Consider the following 18,997-nt stretch of genomic DNA (forward strand, 5'->3'; position numbering starts at 1 on the left):
ACAGTGTTCTGATACTTTGATGCACTTGAGAGCATTGGAGCTGCCATGTACACCCTGGACCAGGTGCGCTGCTTCGTCGCGGTCGCGGAGCATCTTCACTTCGGACGCGCCGCATTCGAGCTGAATATGACGCAACCCCCACTGAGCCGCCAGATCCAGAAGCTCGAGCGCCACGTCGGTGCCGAGCTTCTGGACCGCCGAGGACGCAACGTCGAACTCACGGCTGCCGGACGGCTCTTCCTCACCGAGTCCCGCAAGCTGCTGGGCCTGGCCGAGCGGGCACCGGAGGGCGCCCGCCGGGTGGCCTCCGGGAGAAAGGGCCTGGTCCGGATGGGGTTCACCGCCGCGGCGGGCTTCGGACCTCTCAGCGGCCTACTCAGCACCGTGAAGGCTGAGCTGCCGGACCTGGACATCGACCTCGTGGAGATGGTGACTGCGGAACAGCTCCAGGCTCTCGACGAAGAGCGCATCGACCTGGCGCTCGGGCGTCTGCACACTCCGCTGCCGCATCTGGAGTCACGACTGCTCCTCAAGGAGAGGCTGTTGCTCGCGGTTCCAGCCGACTCAGACCTGGCGCAGCTTGACCGCGAACTCACGAAGTCGGACATCCGCGGACAGTCGGTCATCATGCATTCAGCCACCAAGGCGCGATACTTCTACGACATCATCGTGGGGAACTTCGAGATTGAACCGAGCCGAGTCAAGTACTCTCTCGGACAGATCATGACCATGGTGAGTCTCGTCGCCGGGGGTCACGGTGTCGCTTTCGTCCCGGAATCAGCCGAAGCCGGCAGAGTCCCCGGCGTCGAGTACCTTCGCTTCTCCGACTTCGACGCGGATGTCGTTCACCTCCATGCGCTGTGGCGCCCCGACAGCAGCAATCCCGCACTGGCGGCATTCGTCTCTGCCTTGTCCTGAGCAGGAGTGAAAGTGCCCTTCGCTGTGCCAGCCGACACAGAACAGACCCGAGCCGGCGCGTTCTTCGTTCCCGTCTGCGGATCCGCCCGGTTCGGATCACCGAGGCGGCGAATCCGCAGACGGGAACCATCGGCCACGCCGCTCCGGTCTGCTCAGAGACGTAGCGACCCCACCGCCCGGCACTTTCCGCTGTTTGTATACGATCACGGCATGACCAAAGCCACTCTCCACCTCATCCTCATGCTCACCCTCACGTTCTCCACCGGCATCGTGGACGCCGTGGGCTACCTGGGCTACGACAAGGTCTTCACCGGCAACATGACCGGCAACGTCGTGATCCTCGGGATGGGCCTGGCCGGGGCGGAGGGGATCCCGGTGCTCCGCCCCCTCCTCGCCTTCGCCGGCTTCATGCTGGGCGCTGTGCTCGCCGGCCGCATTCTCAAGCCCACGGGCAAGGGCGAGTGGACCGGGCGCACCACCACCGTCATGGGGATCGTCGCCGGGGGCTGCTTCGGGCTCACCGGCCTCGTCATGGCCGTGGATCCGTCGCAGAACCACACGGCGGGCACCGTCACCACCTCAGTCCTCGCCCTCGTCATGGGCATGCAGGCGGCAGCCGCACGCAAGGTGGGAGTCGCAGATGTCACGACGGTCGTCGTCACCTCCACGATGGTGGGGCTGGCCAGCGAATCCCGTCTGGCCGGAGGGTCCGGCGACAAATGGCCCCGCCGCATCCTCGCCATCGCCTGCATCCTGCTGGGCGCTCTCGTGGGCGCGCTCACCCTCATGGTGAACCTGTGGCTGGGCGTCCTCCTCACCGCGATCATCATCGGTGCTGTCGCCGTCCTGGGCCACTGCACACGCCACAGGGTGTGAGGCCCTCTTCCGGGCGATCAGCACCCCGGCCCCCGGCAGAGCCGGCACCGCAGGGAACTAGCGAACCTTCGCAGCCCGCAGTCCGGCACGCGAACGCTCCAGGTGCGCGGCCATGAGCGCCGGTGCGTCCTCGGCCCGGCCGTCGAGCACCGCGGCGAGGATGGCCCGGTGCTCGTCCCACGCCCCGCCTCCGCGATGCGTGCCCGCGACGGAGAACAGCCTCTCGATCCGGCCGGAGACCTGCCGCAGGATGCCGAGCAGGGAGGTCGCGCCGCTCATCTCCGCGAGCAGCAGGTGGAACCGGTGGTTGCAGGAGGGCAGCCGAGCCGCCTCGCCGGCGGCCAGAGCGGCGTCGCCCTCCTCCAGCACCGCCGTCGCGGCACGCCGCAGGGCCCACCACCCCTCACCGGGCACGTCGAGGTCCAGCTGCTCCTGCGCACGCAGCGCCGCGCGGCGCACCACCTCCGTCTCGAGCGTATGGCGGAGGTCGAAGAGCACTTCGAGGTCCTCCTCGTGCGGTGCCACCACGGTGGCCCCCGCATAGGAGCGGACCTCCACGAGTCCCTCCGCCTCCAGCGCGCGGAGGCATTCGCGCACCGGCACGCGTGAGACGGCATAGCGTTCGGAGAGCAGCTTCTCCGTCAGCCGCGTGCCCGCGGCGATGCGGCCGAAGATGATGTCCGCCCGCACCTGCTCGGTGACGCGGACGGCGGCTGGACTAGACACGCGTGAGCTGCTCCCCCGGGACGGCGTCGATCAGGCTCCGAGTGTACTCATGCTGCGGCGATTCGATGACGCTGCGCACGCTGCCGGCCTCCACGATCCGGCCGGCCCGCATGACGACCACGTCGTCCGCGAAGTCCGCCACCACCGCGAGGTCGTGGGTGATGAACAGGCAGGACACGCCCAGCTCGCGCTGCAGCGAACGGAGCAGCTCGAGGATCTGGTCCTGCACCAGCACGTCGAGCGCGGAGACCGCCTCGTCGCACACCAGCAGCGGCGGCCTCGCCGCGATGGCCCGGGCGATGGCGACGCGCTGCCGCTGCCCGCCGGACAGTTCGCCGGGACGGGCCTGCGCCGCGGACTGCGGCAGCGCCACCTGGTCGAGCAGCTCGCGCACGCGCGCCCTGCGCTCCGCCCGGGTGCCCATCCGGAACACAGCGAGGGGCTCCGCGATGATCCTCTCCACGGACATCGTGGGATCCAGCGAGGAGTATGGGTCCTGGAACACCGGCTGGGTGAAGCGCCGCAGCCGTGCCCGGTCCGCCTTCGTCCCGCCCGCCACGGCGGTGCCGTCGAGCACCACCTCGCCCGAGGTCGCAGCCTCCAGCCCCAGCACGATCTTGGCGGTCGTCGACTTGCCGGAGCCGGATTCGCCGATGATCGCGGTCGTCTTCCCCCGCTCCGCCTGGAAGCTCACGCCGTCGAGCGCACGCAGCTCCTCCCGGCGACCGCGCAGGCGGTAGACCTTGGTGAGGTCCCGGACGTCGAGCACGAGGTCCCGGCCGTCGCCGGCCGCCGAGCCGTCCGCCGCTGAACCTCCCGCAGCCGAGGCCGCCCCGGCCGCTGCGCGCGCTCCGCCTCCTGCCCCGGCCTCGGGCACATCCTCCTCCGGCGGCACCGCCAGCTTGGGCGAGGCCGCGATGAGCCGTTCCGTGTAGGCGTCCTGCGGGTGGAAGAGCACCTGCGCGGGTGCTCCGGCCTCCACCACCTTCCCGTCGTGCATGACGAGGATCTGGTCCGTGCGGTCCAAGGCCACACCGAGGTCGTGGGTGATGAACAGCAGGGACACCCCGCGGTCGTCCACGAGGCGCTGCAGGTGATCGAGGATCTGCTTCTGCACCGTGACGTCGAGCGCGGAGGTGGGCTCGTCCGCGATGATGAGGTCCGGGTCGCCGGCCAGGGCGATCGCGATGAGCACGCGCTGACGCATGCCGCCGGAGAACTCGTGCGGGAACTGCTTCCGGCGGCGCTCCGCCTCCGGGATGCCCGCCTCCTCCATGAGGCGCACCACCTGCGCCTCGACCTCCGCGCGCCCGTGCGTGCCGTAGGTCCGCAGCGCATCCGCGATCTGATCGCCCACGCGCATGGAGGGGTTGAGGTTGGTCATGGGGTCCTGCGGCACGAGCGCGATCGAGCGCCCGCGCAGGGCCCGCATCCGGGCCTCCGGCGCGCCGGCGATCTCCTCTCCGCGATAGCGGATGGACCCTCCGGTCACCCGGCCGGCCCCGGACAGCAGACCGAGCACCGCACCCACCGTGGTGGACTTGCCGGAGCCGGACTGGCCGACGATGCCGATCCGCTCCCCCTCCCCGAGGGTGAAGGAGACGCGGCGGAGCACCTCCGTGGCGCCGTAGGCCACCGTGAGCTCGGAGACCTCGAGCACCGGGGTGCCGTCTGTGCCTGCCGCCGCGGCGGAAGTCGCCTCATCCATCACGCTCACCTTCCTGCCGAGTAGCCCTGCGCGCCGCGCGGGTTCGAAGCGGCCTGCAGCAGTCCGGTCTCCGGGTCACGGGTGACGCAGGAGAGCCGCCCCAGCGCCCAGTCACCGGCACGGGTGACCCGGTGGCCGCGCGCCTCGAGGCCTGCGATGACGTCCTCGCCCAGCCGGTCCTCGACGAGGGCACCGGCGGGTTCGAACGTGCGGGGCCAGAACGACCCCACGAGCGAGGTGGTGTGCATCGCGGGAGCGTCGATCGCCTGCTGCGGCGTGTAGCCGCCCACCAGGAGCCGGAGCACGAGGAGGAGCTGCCACTGGTCCTGCTGGTCGCCGCCCGGCGTGCCGAGCGCGATGACCGGCTGTCCGTCGCGGAGGACCAGCGTGGGCGAGAGCGTGGTGCGGGGACGCGCACCCGGCGTGAGAGCGGCGTTCCGTCCCTCGTCCAGCCACATCATCTGCAGGCGGGTGCCCAGGCAGAAGCCCAGACCGGGGATGGTGGGCGAGGACTGCAGCCAGCCGCCGGACGGCATCGCGGAGATCATGTTGCCCCACCGGTCCACGACGTCGATGTGGCAGGTGTCGCCGCGGACCGCACCGGTCTCGTCCGCACCGGGCTCGGCCGGATCCGCGGCCGTGAAGGGAGCGGCCGCGCCGGCCTCGGGCGCGGGCTCCTCCGCCGGACGTCCCGCGCCGGCACCCGGGACGGTGGGCTCGCCCACCCCGAAGCTGGAGAGGTCCGCGGACTGGGTGGCGGCGAACTCCGCCGCGGTGACGAGACGGGGCAGGTCCCCGGAGCTGCCACCCACGGTGCCGGGGCGGGACTCCGCCGAGGCCCGCTCGCCGATGAGCGCGCGCCTGCTCGCGATGTACTCCTCGGAGAGCATCTCGTCCAGGTCGAGGTCGTTGTCGCCGAAGTGCGCGTCCCGGTCCGCGAGTGCGAGCTTGAGCGCCTCGAGGACGGTGTGGGCGCCCAGCTCCGTGGACGGGTCGAGCCTCTCGTCGTCGAAGCCGTCGAGGATGCGCAGCGCCTCGAGCAGGACGGGGCCCTGGCTCCAGTGCGGTACCTTGGCGATGGTGTGCCCGCGGAACTCGATCGTCGCTGCCTCCTCGAACCGCGCGGACGACTGCGCGAAGTCCTGCTCGGTGATGACCGCGGCGTAGTCACCGCCGTCCGAGTGGCGGTGCGGGCGGGAGAGGAACTCGCTCGCGAGCTTCGCCACGCGTCCCGTCGCCCACTCGCGGCGGGCGGCAGCGATCCGGTCCTCGCGCGTGCTCGCGTTCTCCCCGGCGGCGATGAGCTCGCGGAGCACCTGCGCGTACTCGGGGTTGCGGAACAGCTCACCGGGCTGGGGGATGCGGCCGTCAGGGATCCACTGCGCGGCGCTGCTGGGCCAGTGCTGCTCGAAGAGCTCGCGCACGGACTCGATCTGCTTGGTCACGCGCGCAAGGATGGGGAAGCCGTCCTCGGCATAGCCGATCGCGCAGTCGAGCACATCCGCAAGCTCCCAGGTGCCGTGCTCCTGGAGGAGCAGGAGCCAGGCATCGACCGCGGCGGGCACGGCGGCGGCCAGACCGCCCGCGCCGGGCACGAGGTCGAGGCCCAGCGAACGGTAGTGCTCCACCGTCGCGCCCGCCGGGGCTGCTCCCTGGCCCATCATCACCACGGGAGTGCCCGGGGCCTCGGCGGTGGCGAACAGGCCGGTCATGTCCCCGCCCGGCCCGTTGAGGTGAGGTTCGACCACGTGCAGGACGAAGGCCCCGGCCGTCGCCGCGTCGAAGGCGTTGCCCCCGCGCTCCAGCACGGACTGCGAGGCCGCGGTGGCGAGCCAGTGGGTGGAGGAGGACATGCCGAACGTGCCCTGCAGGGTGGGCCGCGTGGTGTGCTCGCTGGGGGTGACGAAAGCGCTCATCGGTCGTTCTCCTTCGCTGCCGCGCCCGTCTCCGCGAGCACGTCTCCGTTCTGGTCTCGTTCCATCATGGTGCCGCGTGCGCGCTCCTGTCGCCTCTTCGCCCGCAGCGCCCGGCGCTCACGCCGCGAGGTCCGCGCGAGCGCGGAGCCCGGGTCCAGCGCATCCCGCAGCGCATCGCCGAACAGGTTGAAAGCGAGGCAGATGACGAGGATCGCCAGGCCGGGGAATACCGCGGCGGCCGGCGCTCGGTAGATGTACTGCTGTGCGTCGGAGAGCATGATGCCGAGGCTGGGGCTGGGCGGCTGGATGCCCAGGCCCAGGAACGACAGCATGGACTCGCCGATCACGGCGGTGGGCATGATGACGGTGGCCTGCACGATAATCGCGCTCACCGCGTTGGGCAGGATGTGGACGAACAGGATCCGCCAGGCGGAGGCGTCCATGGCGTGCGCGGCGCGGATGAAGTCCCGGTCCTTCAGCCGCAGCGTCTCGCCGCGCACCACCCGGATCATGGTGGGGATCTGCGCGATCCCCAGGGCCGCCGCCGCACTCGTGAGGCTGGCTCCCGCGATCGCCACGAAGCCCACCGCGAGGATGAGGAACGGGAACGCCAGCGCCACGTCCGTGAGCCGGGAGATGACCCGGTCGCAGGCCTTCCAGTAGCCGGCGAGCAGGCCGAGCGGCACGCCCACCACCACGGCGAGGGCGACGGCCAGCAGACCCACCTGCATGGAGGCCCGCACGCCGAAGAGCAGGCGGGAGAGGGAGTCGCGCCCGAGGTCGTCCGTGCCGAGCACGTGGCCCACCGTGCCGGGGACCTGGTACGGGTGGGCGAAGTCCGTCTGCGAGAAGCCGTAGGGGGCGAGCCAGGGTGCGAACACCGCGGCACCCACGGAGAGGACGACGAGCACGGAGCCCAGCAGTCCCAGAGGCGTGCGGACGAGGGTGGCGAGTGCGCCTCGGCGGCGGTGTGCGGCGGGAGCGGCACCCGGCGAGCCCGCAGCGGGCGGGGAGCCGGCCTCGGTCCCGGCCCGGGATGCCGCGGCTGTGTCTGCGGAGGGGTGTGGAGCGGTCATGCGTGCGCAGCTCCTGTCCGGATGGTGGGGTTGATGACGGAGTAGAGCAGGTCCACCGCCAGGTTGATGACGATGTAGGCCGCGGTGATGACGAGGACCACGGCCTGGATGACCGGGTAGTCGCGGGCGAACACCGCGTCCAGGGTGAGCTTGCCCAGTCCCGGCAGCGCGAAGATGCGCTCCGTGACGACGGCGCCGGAGATCAGTCCGCCCAGCTGCAGGCCGATGATCGTCACGAGCACGATGAGCGAGTTCCGCAGTCCGTAGCGGAACAGGATGCGCGGACGGGAGAGCCCCTTGGCGCGGGCCGTGCGCACGTAGTCCGTGCCCATCGTCTCGATCATGGAGGCCCGCGTCTGCCGTGTGATGACCGCGGCGAGGCTGGTTCCCAGGATGACGGCCGGGAGGGTGAGGTAGTAGATGCCGCGGAGCGGGTCGGACAGGACGTCCACGTAGCCCGAGGCCGGGAACCATCCCAGCGTCACCGCCAGCAGGAGGATCGCGAGGAGGCCCAGCCAGAAGTTGGGCACGGACAGCCCTATGAGGGCCGCGAAGTTGGCGAGGGCCTCAGGCAGGCGGCCGCGGAAGCGCTCGGCCAGCATCCCCAGCAGGACGCCCGCGACCACGGCGACGAGGATCGCGTAGGCGGCGAGCCACAGCGTGACCGGCAGCGTCGTCGCGATCATCTCCGTGACGGACTGGCCGGTGCGGGTGGATTCGCCGAGGTTCCCGGTGACGATGCTGCCGAGGAACTTGGCGAACTGGACGACCACCGGCGCGTCCAGGCCCAGGTCGGCGCGGATCTGGGCGACGCGCTCCGGGGTGGCCTCCTCCCCGGCCATCGCGAGCGCCGGATCACCGGGCAGCGCGCGGACGCCGAAGAAGATGACGATCGCGGCGAGGACGAAGGTGAGAAGCGATTCGCCCACCTTGACGGCTGTGAAGCGGAGCATCAGCTCTCCTCCTCGAGGAATCCGGCACGGGACAGGTGGACGACGCCGTCGGAGTAGACCTGCACTCCCGCGATGTCGTCCGTGTAGGCGGTGAGGTTGCGCTGACGGTAGAGGTAGATGACGGAGTCGATCTCCTGCAGCCGGTCCACGACCTCGCCGTAGGCGTCCGCGCGCTCCTCCACGTCCGTGAGCTCCGCTGCGCGGTCGAGGCGCCTGTTGAGCTCCGCGTCGTCCACGCCGGTGTAGTTGTTGCCGCCGCCCGTGTAGTGGAAGTTGTAGAGGTTGCCGTGGGGGTCCACGCGCCCGGACCAGCCCAGCTGGACGGCCTCGAAGTCGCCGCGGTCCTGCACGTCCAGGAGGGCCGTGTACTCGACCGGACGGATGCTGAGGTCGAACCCGCCCTCGGCCAGCTGCGCCTGGAGCGCCTGGGCGAACCGCAGCGAGTCCTGCGAGTTCGTCACCTGGACGTCGATGGGGTACGGAACGGGAGCGCCGGCCTCCTCGAGGAGCTGCTTGGCACCGGCCGGGTCGTACTCCGGGCAGGTCCGGCTGGCCTCCGAGGCGAACGGCGAGGAGTCCGGGATGCCGGAGCAGGCGGGCAGGTACCAGCCGTTGAAGACGGTGTTGACGAGCGCCTCGCGGTCCACCGCCATGGACAGGGCCTGACGGACCCGGGGGTCCTCGGACAGCGGCGTGGGCTCCGCGCCCTCGGGCAGGCGGTCGAGGTTGACGGTCAGCCCCTGGTAGCCCAGCGACTCGACCGCCAGGGTGCCGATCCCGGACTCCTGCTGCAGCGCATCGATGTCCTGCGGGGAGATCATGTCCGCCACCTGCACGTCACCGGAGCGGATGTTGGCGGCGCGGATGTTCGCATCCGTCATGATGCGGTACTCGATGCTGTCGAGGTGCACCTCGTCGCGGGCGTAGTAGTTCGGATCCGCGGTGACGGTGATGCTGGTCTGCGGGATCCGCTCCGCGAACTTGAACGCGCCCACGCAGACGGGCGCATCGCCGAAGTCGTCGCCCTTCTCCTCCAGCGCCGTGGGCGACATGATCATGCCGGCGCGGTCGGCCATCGCCGCGGTGAAGGGTGCGAAGGGGGTCTCGAAGGTGACCCGGACGGTGTCCTCGTCCAGGGGCACGACGTCCTCCACCGGCCCCATCTCCGAGACCCGGGCGGAGTCCTCGTCCGTGAGGTTGCGGGTGAGCGTGGTGACGACGGCGTCCGCGTCGAACTCCGTGCCGTCCGCGAAGCGCACGTCGTCCGTGCGCAGCGGGATGTCCACGGTGCGCCCGTCCTTGGAGATCCGGGGCATCTCCGCGGCGAGCATGGGGACGATCGCCCCGTTCGCATCGATGTCGTAGAGCTTCTCGCACATCGTCTGCATGACGTACCGGGTGTAGAGGGAGTTCGAGGTGGTGGGGTCCAGGCGGTCCGGTTCGGAGGAGAGGGCCATGACGAGATCGCCGCCCTCGGCCGGGGCGCGGTCGCCGAACTCCACCTCCGTCACGTCCTCGCGCTGCGGCGCGGGGCCCAGGTCCTGGAGCGGGATGCAGCCGCTGAGCACGAGCGCCAGTGCGCCCGCGGAGAGCACCGCGAGGGATTGCCGTCTTCTGGTCGTCACATGGGCTCCCGTCCCCCGCCCCGCGGAGCTGCGATCCGCCAGGGCAGATTGAACACAATTCTCTGCCGTCAGACTCTTTGTATACATTTCCGGAGTCTGAGAAGTCCATGAGCCGTCCACAGTGCGGACGTTCGGGGTGGCCGCCGCTCCCCGCCCCCGCCGCACACCCCCCTCGTGCGCACTCTCACACACTCACCCGGAAGTTACGTCTGCGTACGGGCCGCGTTGGGCGGCCTGTACGCAGACGTAACTTCCGGAGCAGCGGGATCACGCAGCCCGAGGGGGCCCAGCCCTGGGATGGAAGGTTGGAGTTCAGGAGGCTCAGGCGGCCTCGGGCGGTTCGACACGGCGGAACTGCTGATTCCCGTCCCGGTCACGGACGACGATGCCCAGCTCCAGCAGCGACTCCCGCGCTCGGAACGCCTCTCCCTCCTTCTTGTCCATCAGCGCGTAGCCGCGAGAGCGCAGCAGCTCCTCAGCCTCGGGTTCCAGCGCCTCTTCGCCGTCCACCCAGGTCCGGTACTCGGCCTCGCGAGGATCGCCCCGCCCCCGCCACCGGAGTCCATGTGCAGCGAACGCCGCCTCCAGCTGCGCGAGGAGCACTCCATCCGTAGGTGCGCGGAGCAGCTCCAGACCCCGCGCATCTGCGAGCACGAGCTCGTCCGCGTCCGCGTAGGCCTCGGCAATGCGCGCATACGGGACGAACCTGCTGCTCTCCTTGCGCACCACTCGCACGCCGCCAGCGCCCACCTCCACGCGGCCCAGCCCCTCGCTCCAGCCCGCAGCGATGAGCAGCCCTGCCACCAGGCCCGCGAGCATCAGGACGGGCACGGCCCAGGGCAACGGGAGCAGGCCGGCCAGTCGCAGAGGCGCTGGGGCATCTCCCAGCAGCCCCAGCAGCCAGCCCAGGACCGGCCGCACCACGAAGGCCGCACCGAGGCCCACCAGCGCTCCAGCGATGCAGAACCCCGCGGTCCACCGCCGAGGCACTTTCACGACGACAGGCTCACTCATGACCATTCCCTTCCTCATGCCCCTGAACCCCAGAGTCCGCTGGCCCCGGATCTTCAGATTCGGAGTCCCCGGCGCCGGGGTCCCCGGCACCGAGATAGCCCAGCGCAGTCCGCCGCACCTCACCGGTGACGTCGCGCCCCTCACCGCCGTTGAGGAAGGCCGCATCCACGATCGCCAGAAGCCACGCCGCAGCGGCTTCCGGGTCCCCGAGGTCTGCGACGAGCCCGCGCTCGGCAGCACTGCGCAGCATCTCCGCCAGCCCGGTGCGAAGCGTTTCCGCAGTCCCCTCGACGACTTCGAGGAGCTGCGGGTCCTCTCCCGCACGGCGCAGCAGCTCCACCACGAGGCCTGCCGCATAGGGACTCCCCGCGTCAGCGGCCTGCTGCTCCAACAGCCAGAGAGCGCCGGTGAGGGGATTCCGGAACGCGGAAGCCCGCGCGAGAGCGGCCTCGGCGTCAGGACGGTCGGCTTCGAAGATCGCCCGGAACACCGCCGCCTTGTCGCCGAAGTGGTAGAACACCGTCCCGGAGCTCACGCCGGCTGCGCGGGCGATCTGCGCCGCACTGGTGCTGGCATACCCCTGCATGGCGAACAGCTGGGCAGCGGCACCGATGATCGCCGCACGACGCTGCGCGGCGCGGGCTGGATCGACAGGGCGCGCCATGAGACTCGCCTCCATTCATTAACTGAGTGATCAGTTAATAGTGTACAGAGGAGTGCGCGAACCGGCACGCCGCGATTATGCCCACCCGCACGGCTTCCCACCGATCCCGAGAACTTCCGCTCGACCCACCACGGCTGCCGGGGACTCGCTCCGGACCGGCCGGCAGATCCGTCACATCCTTGCGAACTCTCAGTTCACTTCATAATATTCTCATATTAATAATGAGCACTCAATGAGGAGGCCGCTCCATGTCTTCGCTGTTCCCTCACCTCTTCAGCCCTGTCAGCCTGGGCCCGCTCCGCCTGCGCAACCGCATCGTCTCGTCAGGACACGACACCATGCTGGCCGAGGACGGACTCATCGGCCCGGACCTGGTGGCCTATCACGAGCGCCGGGCCGCGGGCGGGGCGGGCCTCTTAGTGCTGCAGGTCTCCGGGGTGCACGAGACGGCCCGCTACACGAGCCACGTCCTCATGGCCACGGAGCCGGAGTCCGCGGACGGCTACCGGGCGGTCGCGGATGCCGTCCACGCCCACGGCGCCGGCATCCTCGCACAGCTCTTCCACCCCGGCCGGGAGGTCATGGACGGCGAACAGGGAATGGCTCCGCAGGCAGTGGCGCCCAGCGATGAGCCGCAGGAGCGCTTCCACGTCATACCCGAGCCCCTGGAGATCGGGACCATCCGGGAGATCATCCGGGGATACGGACGCGCGGCCGCGCGCATCTGCGGCGCCGGAATCGACGGCGTCGAGGTGGTCGCAAGCCACGGCTACCTCCCTGTGCAGTTCATCAACCCCCGTGTGAACACCAGAACCGATGAGTACGGCGGCTCGCCGCAGGGCCGCATGCGATTCCTGCTGGAAGCGATCGAGAGCACTCGCGCCGCCGTCGGTCCCGGCAAGGTGGTGGGGTTGCGCATCTCCGGCGACGACCTGACGAGCAACGGCATGGCGAGCGGCGAGTTCCTCGAGGTGGTCCGCGCCGTGGAGGACCAGGGACTGCTCGACTACATCTCCGTGACGGCCGGCGACTCCTCCACCCTCCAGGGCGCTCAGCACATCGTGCCGCCCATGCAGTACGAACCCGTCTACGCCGGTCGGCTCTCAGCGGAGGTGAAGAAGGCCACCGAACTCCCCGTCATGGTCGCGGGCCGGATCAACCAGCCCCATGAGGCGGAACAGGCGATCCGCGAGGGCCTCACCGACCTCTGCATCATGACCCGGGCGATGATCTGTGATCCAGAGATCGCAGTGAAGGCAGAACGGGACGCGGTCGATGAGATCCGCGCCTGCATCGGCTGCAACCAGGCGTGCATCGGACACTTCCAGCAGGGCGTGGGCATCAGCTGCATCCAGCATCCTGAATCGGGACGAGAGCTGACCTTCCTCCCTCGCCCCGCCGTGCGGAGGAGAGCGCGGCTGCTTGTGGTCGGAGGCGGTCCCGCGGGCCTCAAGGCAGCAGCCGTGGCCGCCGAAGCCGGAGCCGAGGTGCTGCTCGTCGAGCGTGAGCGCCGCGTGGGCGGGCAGGTGCTGCTGGCCGAACGGCTGCCGCACCGTGCCGAGTTCGGAGGTGCGGTGACGAACCTCGAGGCCGAGGCCCGCCGCGCCGGGGCCTCGATCCTCACCGGAGCGCCGCTCTGTGAGGAGATGCTCGACTCCTTCGCCCCGGATCAGGTCCTCCTGGCGACCGGATCCACCGATCGTGAGCCCGCGGTCGAACTCATCGACGAACCTGAGATCCTCACTGCCCGGCAGTTCCTCGCGGAGACGCACGAACTCGCCCGGGGCGGTGTGCTCATCGCCGATTGGAAGGGAGACTGGGCCGGTCTGGGGATCGCCGTGGCGCTGGCCCGCAGGCGCCCGGTCACCCTCGCCACAGCGGCGAGCTCCCCGGGAGCCGCCGTCCAGCAGTACACGCGGACCGCGCTCATGGCGGAACTCGTGCGCTCCGGCGTGACGTTCGTGAATGACGTCCGCCTCGCCGGCCTCGACGCGAGCACCGCCTATCTGCAGTCCACTCTCTGCGATGAGGTGCTGGAAGTCGACGACGTCACGACGACGATCGTCAACCACCCGCCGCGGGCGCAGACGCCGGACGTGGACTTCGGCGCGATCCCCACGGTGCGGATCGGAGACTGCAGGGCGCCGCGAACTGTGGAGGAGGCCGTCTACGAGGGCCTCGTCGCAGCCAACGAGTTCATTCTGCAGCCGGACACCGCGCGGGTCCGCCCATGAGCACGCGCGGCGGGCGGCCGGCTCTGACGGAGAACGAGGTGGAGCAGCGGAAGGCGACCATCCTCTCTGCCGCACTGGAGCAGATCAGCGAACGCGGCACAGCCGGCGTGCGGATGAAGGACGTCGCACGAGCCGCGAACATGTCCATCGGCACGATCCAGTACTACTTCGACTCGAGGGAGGAGCTGGTGCTCTCCGCCTACAGGAGACACTCGGAGGACGTCGTGAACCGGGTGAAGCCGCCCGTCCTCGGTGAGAAGGACCCGTGGGAGGGTCTGCGGCAGGCGCTGCACGACTTCCTGCACGTCGCTGACTTCACCATGCGCACGCGCCTGTGGATCGAACTCGTCGCCGCATCCGCACGCGATCCTCAGCTGCTGGCGCTGCTGGACAGCGTCTTCCTCACGTGGAAGCAGGTGATCCGGGATCTCATCGACGCCGGTGTCGCCGACGGCACATTCTCTCCGCGGGTAGCGCCTGAGATCGCGGTCGATGCGCTCCTCGCACAGCTAGACGGCTTCGAGATCGCGCATGCCACCGGTGCGTGCGGCACGGACGTCGCACGGATCGAATCCGTTCTGCAGCAGACTGCGCGCGCCCTGCTGGGAGTGCGTACTCCAGCAGAGAAGCCACCCGCGTGCCCGGAGACGGACACGCCTCGTGACTGAGTAGGCGATCACAAGCGGGACGAGTCGCGCGAACGCTCTGCGTCCGTTCGTCCCCACTGATACGGAGGCCCTGCCTCCGGAGGAAGGAAGACCCAATGGCGGGATCCATCATCGTGTCGATCGTGTACAGCGCCGTACCGATCCTCGCAATCTTCATCGGCTTCACCGTGGTGCGCCGCGACTACGGCAGGCCTCCGGGGGAGCCGTCACAGCCGCGTGTGCCCGGAAGCACACGGCAGACTCCGGCGGGACAGGAGGAGAGCTGAGGTGTTCGCACTCGCAATCTTCGGCAGCTTCGTCCTCTATCTGGTGATCGGCGCGGCAGTGGGTCGGACGGTGAAGGACAAGTCCGACTACTACGTGGCCGGCCGCGCCGCCCCCACCTTCCTCGTCGCGGGCACGCTCGTCGCGTCATTCCTCTCGACGGTCTCATTCATGGGCGAGCTGGGATTCTCCTACGACGGATACCCACTCGTCATGCTGCTCCTCACCGCGTTCAACATCTCCGGATACCTGGTGGGGGTGGTCTTCTTCGGAAGATACCTCCGCCGTTCCCAGGCGCTCACCGTCCCGGAGTACTTCGGCAAGCGTTTCGACTCACCCGGCCTCCAGGCCCTGGCCGGCATCATGGTTGTCATGGGGATCGGCCTGTACCTGGTGGCGGTGACACAGGGTCTGGTCCTGGTGATGGGACAGCTCATCGATGTTCCCCAATGGGTCATCCTCATCGCAGTCTGGGCTGCGTACACGATCTTCACTCTGCTGTCCGGCTCACGAGGAGTGCTGGTCAACGACACCATCATGTTCGTCGTGTTCACCGCCGCAGCGATCATCGGCATGGGGTGGCTGATCGGCAGGGCAGGCGGGCCGGTCGCCGCCATGCAGAAGATGGCACAGCTCGCAGAGAAGCCTGACGGCATCGCCTGGCACGGACTCACGGGTGCGGACAACTACATCGGGTCGCCGCTGCAGGCCGTCATCTACGCCGTCACGTTCGGAATCGTGTGGTGCACAGTGGTCGCAGTGAGTCCGTGGCAGTCGAGTCGCTTCCTCATGGCTCGGAACGAACACGTCGCAATCCGTTCCGCGCTGTTCGCCACCGCGGCCCTCGCCATCACCTATCTGTTCCTCACCTTCGGCGGGTTCTCGATCAACCTCTTCGACTCGGGCATCGAGCCATCGGAAACCGCATTCATCTGGGCCGCGCAGAATGTCCTGCCCTCCCTGCTGGGGGTCATCGCCGTCACCGGCATCGTCGCTGCAGGTCTGTCCTCCGCGGCATCCTTCCTCTCTCTGATCGGGTTCTCCGCTGCGAACGATGTGCTCCCCTACCTCTCCGGCAACCGCCGGCGGGACGCGGAGACTCGTGTCGTCGGGGCCGAGGCGGCAGCCGGGGACAACGACACCGCGGGCCTCCGGGTGGCACGGTGGACGATGCTGGTGGTCGGACTGGCGGTGCTGGCCGTGACTTCAGTGGCTCCGCCGGCGGTCCTCACCATCGGCTACTTCGCAGCGACTCTCTTCGCAGCCTCGTGGGGGCCCATCGCATTCTGGAGCGTGTGGTCGGAGAAGCTCTCCGCCCGTGGCGCAGCATCCGGAATGATCGCCGGATTCGCAGTGGTGGCTGTGTTCGAATCGCTCAGTGAGTTCGGCGGTCTGGAGCTTCCGGACTTCCTGAACTCCACAATCCTGGGATTCGCCGCTTCCATCATCGCCACCGTGGTGGGCAACACTGGCACGAAACCGCCGGAGGCCGGGAACGCCTTCCGCAGGAAGCTCATGCATGTGCCCGCCGAGGATCAGGACCCTGCCAACTATCGGGTCACCCGCACGTGGATGATCGTCACAGTGGCGATCCTCGCGCTCTGCAGCGTCGCTCTGATTGCGCTCTACGTGGTCCCCTACGCCCCCTTCGCAGGCTGAGGGCCCGGGAGCAGGACGCCGGGTTGTCACTCCTTGGAGCTGAAGGCCCGCTTGATCAGCAGATAGACGACCACGGCCACCGCCGCGACGACGAGGAGCTTGACTGCGAGCCGCACGAGGGAGAAGACGATCCCCACCAGCCACCAGGCGATGACGAGTGCCAGGATCGCGCCGACGACGCTCCACACGGTGCTCCTATTCATACCTCCACGGTAGAAGCCGCGGGAGCGCAGGCGCAACAGCGCGCCGGGGGAACCCTCGCGTCCGTGGCTCCTGGCACACTCGGAGGCATGGACTTCGATCAGCCGCCGGTCGTCTCCGTCCGGCACAGCGAGGACGCAGCACCCGCTTCCGGCACGTGGCCCATGACCGTGCCCGCGGTGGCTCAGATCCTGGCGGAGGGGCTCCGGCTGGATCACGGAGTCACGTTCCTCGTGGGTGAGAACGGCTCCGGCAAGTCCACGATCGTCGAAGGCATCGCGGAGGCCTACGGCCTCAACCCGGAGGGCGGAAGCACCCATGCCCGCCACGTCACCCGGCGCACGGAATCCCCACTGGCGGAGTGGCTCCTGCTCCAACGCGGGGCGGGCAAGCGGCGCTGGGGCTTCTTCCTCCGGGCGGAGACCATGCACTCCCTCTACACGTACATGGAGAGCGTCCAGGGCCCCGCCGATCCTCAGTTCCACCAGCTGAGCCACGGGGAGTCCTTCAACGCCCTGCTCGATTCACGGTTCACCCGGCCCGGCTTCTACTGCCTCGACGAGCCCGAGGCGGCGCTCTCCTTCAGCTCCACGCTCCCGGCTGCTGTCCACGCTCAGCGAGCTCGCGGCAGCGGGCGGCCAGGTCCTCTGCGCCACCCATTCCCCGATCCTCGCCTCCCTCCCGGGCGCGCGGATCCTCGAGGTGGGTGCGTGGGGTCTGCGGGAGACCGACTGGGAGCGCCTAGAGCTCGTACAGCACTGGAAGCGCTACCTGGAATCGCCGGAACGCTACCTCCGGCACCTCCTCGATGAGCGCTAAGTGAGGGAAGCAGCAGCAACGTCCGTACTTTAAGGACTAAGGTAAGGCCCGGAAGGCGAGCACCACACTTTAGGAACTAAGACAAGCTCATCTGCACGGCCGTCCAGACTCCATGACACGACGGGTCGCACGGATCTGGTGCGCCCCCCACGCCGCCTCACTCCTGCCGCACAGGCGTCTCCAGCACTGCCTCTCCACGGGGCCCGGAGAGCACCGCACGGAAGCCCGGGTGCGCCGCCTCCTCCACGGTGAAGGAACCGTCACCCGCGCCCGAGGCCGCGAGCACTCCCAGCGCAGTCGCCAGTGCCGCGGGGTCCGGAGCGAAGAATTCGAGACGTTCCAGCGTGAGCGCCGCTTCTCCCGCCCCGCTGACGCCCGGAGCGGCTGCCGAGCCGGTCTCGGACGCGGAAGCCGGATCACCAGCGCCCTGGCGCAGCGTCCGAGCCGGATGCGGGGACTCCGCCCAGTCGATGAGGAAGGGCTGAGCCCCGCCGTACGCCAGCGGCGCGCGCCGGGTGAGGCGCCATTCGAGGCGGCCTCCCTCCGGGGTGTCCCGTGCCATGTCGAACACGGCGCCGTAGTCCACTCCGGCCTCGTCCGCCGCAGCCACCGTCGCATCGAGATCGTCCGGGTGGACGGCCCAGCGCTGCGCGGCCATCCGGTCGAAGCCCGCCAGCTGCGCGGCGGCCAGTGCCGGGTCCTGCGCAGGATCGGGTCCGAGGATCTCGAGGTAGGTGAGCGAGTCCGCGCCCCATCCGCGTGGGATCAGCGGGACGAGGTGGTTGGCCGTGCCGCGGCCCGGGTGGCTCCCGCCCGGCACGGACTTCGCCCCGGTGAGCTCCTCGAACTCGGCGACCCCGGCCGCCAGCTCCGGCACCGCGACGACCAGGTGATCGAAGGTGGAGGGGATCCCGCTCGCAGTGGGGCGCGCCGGCACGGCCTCACTCTCACCGCCCCGCGCGGGCACGGCCTCGCTCACAGCTCGACCGAGCCGGTGGGGCCGGCGAGCACCGCGCGGAGGAGACCGTCGCCCTGCGCCACTTCCGTGTCGGGAGCACCGACTGCAGCGAGCACGGCCGCGAAGTCCTCCGGTTCAGGCACGAGCACCTCGAACGACTCCAGCGTGAGGACCGGCAGATCCGCCTGCGAAGGGTGCCTCGTCTGCTGCCAGTCGATGAGGAAGGGCTGGAGCCCGTCATGCGGCAGCTCCTCACGGGAGGTGAGACGCCACTCGAGGAGCGTGCCCTCCGGGTCCCGGCGGGACATGTCGCGCACCTCGCCCACGTCCGCACCGGAATCGGCGGCGGCCTGCACGGCGGCGTCGAAGTCCTGCGGCCTCACCGCCCAGGTCCGCAGCACCGGCTCCGTCACCGTGTGCACACCCAGCGGCAGCGCGGTCCCGGCCGGAATCACCTGCTCCGGGTCCGGACCGAGGATCTCCAGATAGGTGCGCGGACGGCCCTCGTCCACCCAGCCCTGCGGCTCCAGCCGCACCAGGTAGTTGGCGGTGCCGAGGCCCACGTGCCGGCCCCCGAACACCGGCGTCACACCGGTGCGCTCCGCGAAGGCGGCCACACCGGCTTCCAGGTCCGGGACTTCGTAGACGAGATGGTCGAGGATCTGCGGGATAGCCATGCCCCGACGATACAGATCCACGCACCGGCTGGTCACACGCT

The 18,997-nt window shown here is 69.6% G+C and carries 18 protein-coding genes; 7 read left to right on the forward strand and 11 right to left on the reverse strand.

Features of this window, described 5'->3' with window-relative positions:
- Nucleotides 1-45 precede the first annotated feature (45 nt).
- Nucleotides 46-918 carry a LysR family transcriptional regulator gene (locus ABD240_RS05870; RefSeq protein ID WP_291797915.1) on the forward strand — a complete coding sequence of 291 codons (873 nt, stop codon included), beginning with the start codon at nt 46-48 and terminating at the stop codon, nt 916-918.
- A gap of 210 nt (nt 919-1,128) precedes the next feature.
- Nucleotides 1,129-1,794 (forward strand): YoaK family protein, encoded by a 666-nt coding sequence (locus tag ABD240_RS05875; protein WP_344336142.1) that lies wholly within the window; start codon nt 1,129-1,131, stop codon nt 1,792-1,794.
- 57 nt (nt 1,795-1,851) lie between these two features.
- Here the strand turns inward: ABD240_RS05875 and ABD240_RS05880 are convergent, their stop codons facing one another.
- The 8 genes from ABD240_RS05880 to ABD240_RS05915 form a co-directional block, all read right to left on the reverse strand.
- On the reverse strand, nt 1,852-2,520 hold the full coding sequence (locus ABD240_RS05880; protein WP_291797921.1) for a GntR family transcriptional regulator: 669 nt from the start codon (nt 2,518-2,520) through the stop codon (nt 1,852-1,854).
- Nucleotides 2,513-4,228 (reverse strand): dipeptide ABC transporter ATP-binding protein, encoded by a 1,716-nt coding sequence (locus ABD240_RS05885; protein ID WP_344336147.1) that lies wholly within the window; start codon nt 4,226-4,228, stop codon nt 2,513-2,515. Before ABD240_RS05885 ends, ABD240_RS05880 begins: the two co-directional genes overlap by 8 nt.
- 5 nt (nt 4,229-4,233) lie before the next feature.
- A complete protein-coding gene (locus ABD240_RS05890) occupies nt 4,234-6,144 on the reverse strand; it encodes a gamma-glutamyltransferase family protein (protein WP_291797928.1) in 1,911 nt (636 codons plus the stop codon).
- Nucleotides 6,141-7,220: an ABC transporter permease gene (locus ABD240_RS05895; RefSeq protein WP_344336152.1), complete on the reverse strand. Its 1,080-nt coding sequence runs from the start codon at nt 7,218-7,220 to the stop codon at nt 6,141-6,143. The genes ABD240_RS05890 and ABD240_RS05895 overlap by 4 nt, the downstream gene beginning before the upstream one ends.
- Nucleotides 7,217-8,173, reverse strand: a complete 957-nt coding sequence (locus ABD240_RS05900) for an ABC transporter permease (RefSeq protein ID WP_291797935.1) — start codon at nt 8,171-8,173, stop codon at nt 7,217-7,219. The genes ABD240_RS05895 and ABD240_RS05900 overlap by 4 nt, the downstream gene beginning before the upstream one ends.
- Nucleotides 8,173-9,798, reverse strand: a complete 1,626-nt coding sequence (locus ABD240_RS05905; protein WP_291797938.1) for an ABC transporter substrate-binding protein — start codon at nt 9,796-9,798, stop codon at nt 8,173-8,175. The genes ABD240_RS05900 and ABD240_RS05905 overlap by 1 nt, the downstream gene beginning before the upstream one ends.
- A 321-nt stretch (nt 9,799-10,119) precedes the next feature.
- Nucleotides 10,120-10,812, reverse strand: coding sequence for a YqeB family protein (locus ABD240_RS05910; RefSeq protein WP_291797941.1), 693 nt, complete (start codon nt 10,810-10,812; stop codon nt 10,120-10,122).
- Nucleotides 10,805-11,476: a TetR/AcrR family transcriptional regulator gene (locus tag ABD240_RS05915; RefSeq protein WP_291797944.1), complete on the reverse strand. Its 672-nt coding sequence runs from the start codon at nt 11,474-11,476 to the stop codon at nt 10,805-10,807. The genes ABD240_RS05910 and ABD240_RS05915 overlap by 8 nt, the downstream gene beginning before the upstream one ends.
- A gap of 248 nt (nt 11,477-11,724) precedes the next feature.
- Here ABD240_RS05915 and ABD240_RS05920 point away from each other — a divergent pair, with 248 nt between their 5' ends.
- The 4 genes from ABD240_RS05920 to ABD240_RS05935 all read left to right on the forward strand — a co-directional run bounded on the left by ABD240_RS05920 (nt 11,725) and on the right by ABD240_RS05935 (nt 16,301).
- On the forward strand, nt 11,725-13,710 hold the full coding sequence (locus tag ABD240_RS05920) for an oxidoreductase (protein WP_291797947.1): 1,986 nt from the start codon (nt 11,725-11,727) through the stop codon (nt 13,708-13,710).
- Nucleotides 13,707-14,378 (forward strand): TetR/AcrR family transcriptional regulator, encoded by a 672-nt coding sequence (locus ABD240_RS05925; protein ID WP_344336158.1) that lies wholly within the window; start codon nt 13,707-13,709, stop codon nt 14,376-14,378. The genes ABD240_RS05920 and ABD240_RS05925 overlap by 4 nt, the downstream gene beginning before the upstream one ends.
- Before the next feature lie 95 nt (nt 14,379-14,473).
- Nucleotides 14,474-14,644 (forward strand): hypothetical protein, encoded by a 171-nt coding sequence (locus ABD240_RS05930; protein WP_344336161.1) that lies wholly within the window; start codon nt 14,474-14,476, stop codon nt 14,642-14,644.
- Nucleotide 14,645: 1 nt separating this feature from the next.
- On the forward strand, nt 14,646-16,301 hold the full coding sequence (locus ABD240_RS05935; protein WP_344336164.1) for a sodium:solute symporter family protein: 1,656 nt from the start codon (nt 14,646-14,648) through the stop codon (nt 16,299-16,301).
- Between the two features lie 26 nt (nt 16,302-16,327).
- Here the strand turns inward: ABD240_RS05935 and ABD240_RS05940 are convergent, their stop codons facing one another.
- Nucleotides 16,328-16,504 (reverse strand): hypothetical protein, encoded by a 177-nt coding sequence (locus ABD240_RS05940; RefSeq protein ID WP_291797960.1) that lies wholly within the window; start codon nt 16,502-16,504, stop codon nt 16,328-16,330.
- Nucleotides 16,505-16,591: 87 nt separating this feature from the next.
- Between ABD240_RS05940 and ABD240_RS05945 the strand changes: the two genes are divergently transcribed.
- Complete coding sequence (locus ABD240_RS05945) at nt 16,592-17,314, forward strand: AAA family ATPase (RefSeq protein ID WP_344336168.1); 723 nt, start codon at nt 16,592-16,594, stop codon at nt 17,312-17,314.
- Between the two features lie 164 nt (nt 17,315-17,478).
- On the opposite strand, the gene ABD240_RS05950 is transcribed toward ABD240_RS05945, so the two are convergent.
- Nucleotides 17,479-18,258, reverse strand: a complete 780-nt coding sequence (locus tag ABD240_RS05950) for a VOC family protein (protein WP_344336170.1) — start codon at nt 18,256-18,258, stop codon at nt 17,479-17,481.
- A 38-nt stretch (nt 18,259-18,296) separates the two neighbouring features.
- Entirely contained in the window at nt 18,297-18,956 is a 660-nt protein-coding gene (locus ABD240_RS05955; protein WP_344336172.1) for a VOC family protein, read from the reverse strand.
- Nucleotides 18,957-18,997: the final 41 nt, after the last annotated feature.

Source organism: Brevibacterium salitolerans (genome assembly GCF_039531405.1).
Taxonomy (GTDB): domain Bacteria; phylum Actinomycetota; class Actinomycetes; order Actinomycetales; family Brevibacteriaceae; genus Brevibacterium; species Brevibacterium salitolerans.

What these genes read in the sequence shown, in the direction of transcription:
- ABD240_RS05900 (WP_291797935.1), bottom strand. Translation starts at nt 8,173, where the DNA reads ATGCTCCGCTTCACAGCCGTCAAGGTGGGCGAATCGCTTCTCACCTTC.
- ABD240_RS05940 (WP_291797960.1), bottom strand. Translation starts at nt 16,504, where the DNA reads ATGAATAGGAGCACCGTGTGGAGCGTCGTCGGCGCGATCCTGGCACTC.
- ABD240_RS05945 (WP_344336168.1), top strand. Translation starts at nt 16,592, where the DNA reads ATGGACTTCGATCAGCCGCCGGTCGTCTCCGTCCGGCACAGCGAGGAC.
- ABD240_RS05885 (WP_344336147.1), bottom strand. Translation starts at nt 4,228, where the DNA reads ATGGATGAGGCGACTTCCGCCGCGGCGGCAGGCACAGACGGCACCCCG.
- ABD240_RS05925 (WP_344336158.1), top strand. Translation starts at nt 13,707, where the DNA reads ATGAGCACGCGCGGCGGGCGGCCGGCTCTGACGGAGAACGAGGTGGAG.
- ABD240_RS05870 (WP_291797915.1), top strand. Translation starts at nt 46, where the DNA reads ATGTACACCCTGGACCAGGTGCGCTGCTTCGTCGCGGTCGCGGAGCAT.
- ABD240_RS05930 (WP_344336161.1), top strand. Translation starts at nt 14,474, where the DNA reads ATGGCGGGATCCATCATCGTGTCGATCGTGTACAGCGCCGTACCGATC.
- ABD240_RS05890 (WP_291797928.1), bottom strand. Translation starts at nt 6,144, where the DNA reads ATGAGCGCTTTCGTCACCCCCAGCGAGCACACCACGCGGCCCACCCTG.
- ABD240_RS05910 (WP_291797941.1), bottom strand. Translation starts at nt 10,812, where the DNA reads ATGAGTGAGCCTGTCGTCGTGAAAGTGCCTCGGCGGTGGACCGCGGGG.
- ABD240_RS05915 (WP_291797944.1), bottom strand. Translation starts at nt 11,476, where the DNA reads ATGGCGCGCCCTGTCGATCCAGCCCGCGCCGCGCAGCGTCGTGCGGCG.
- ABD240_RS05955 (WP_344336172.1), bottom strand. Translation starts at nt 18,956, where the DNA reads ATGGCTATCCCGCAGATCCTCGACCATCTCGTCTACGAAGTCCCGGAC.
- ABD240_RS05875 (WP_344336142.1), top strand. Translation starts at nt 1,129, where the DNA reads ATGACCAAAGCCACTCTCCACCTCATCCTCATGCTCACCCTCACGTTC.
- ABD240_RS05920 (WP_291797947.1), top strand. Translation starts at nt 11,725, where the DNA reads ATGTCTTCGCTGTTCCCTCACCTCTTCAGCCCTGTCAGCCTGGGCCCG.
- ABD240_RS05895 (WP_344336152.1), bottom strand. Translation starts at nt 7,220, where the DNA reads ATGACCGCTCCACACCCCTCCGCAGACACAGCCGCGGCATCCCGGGCC.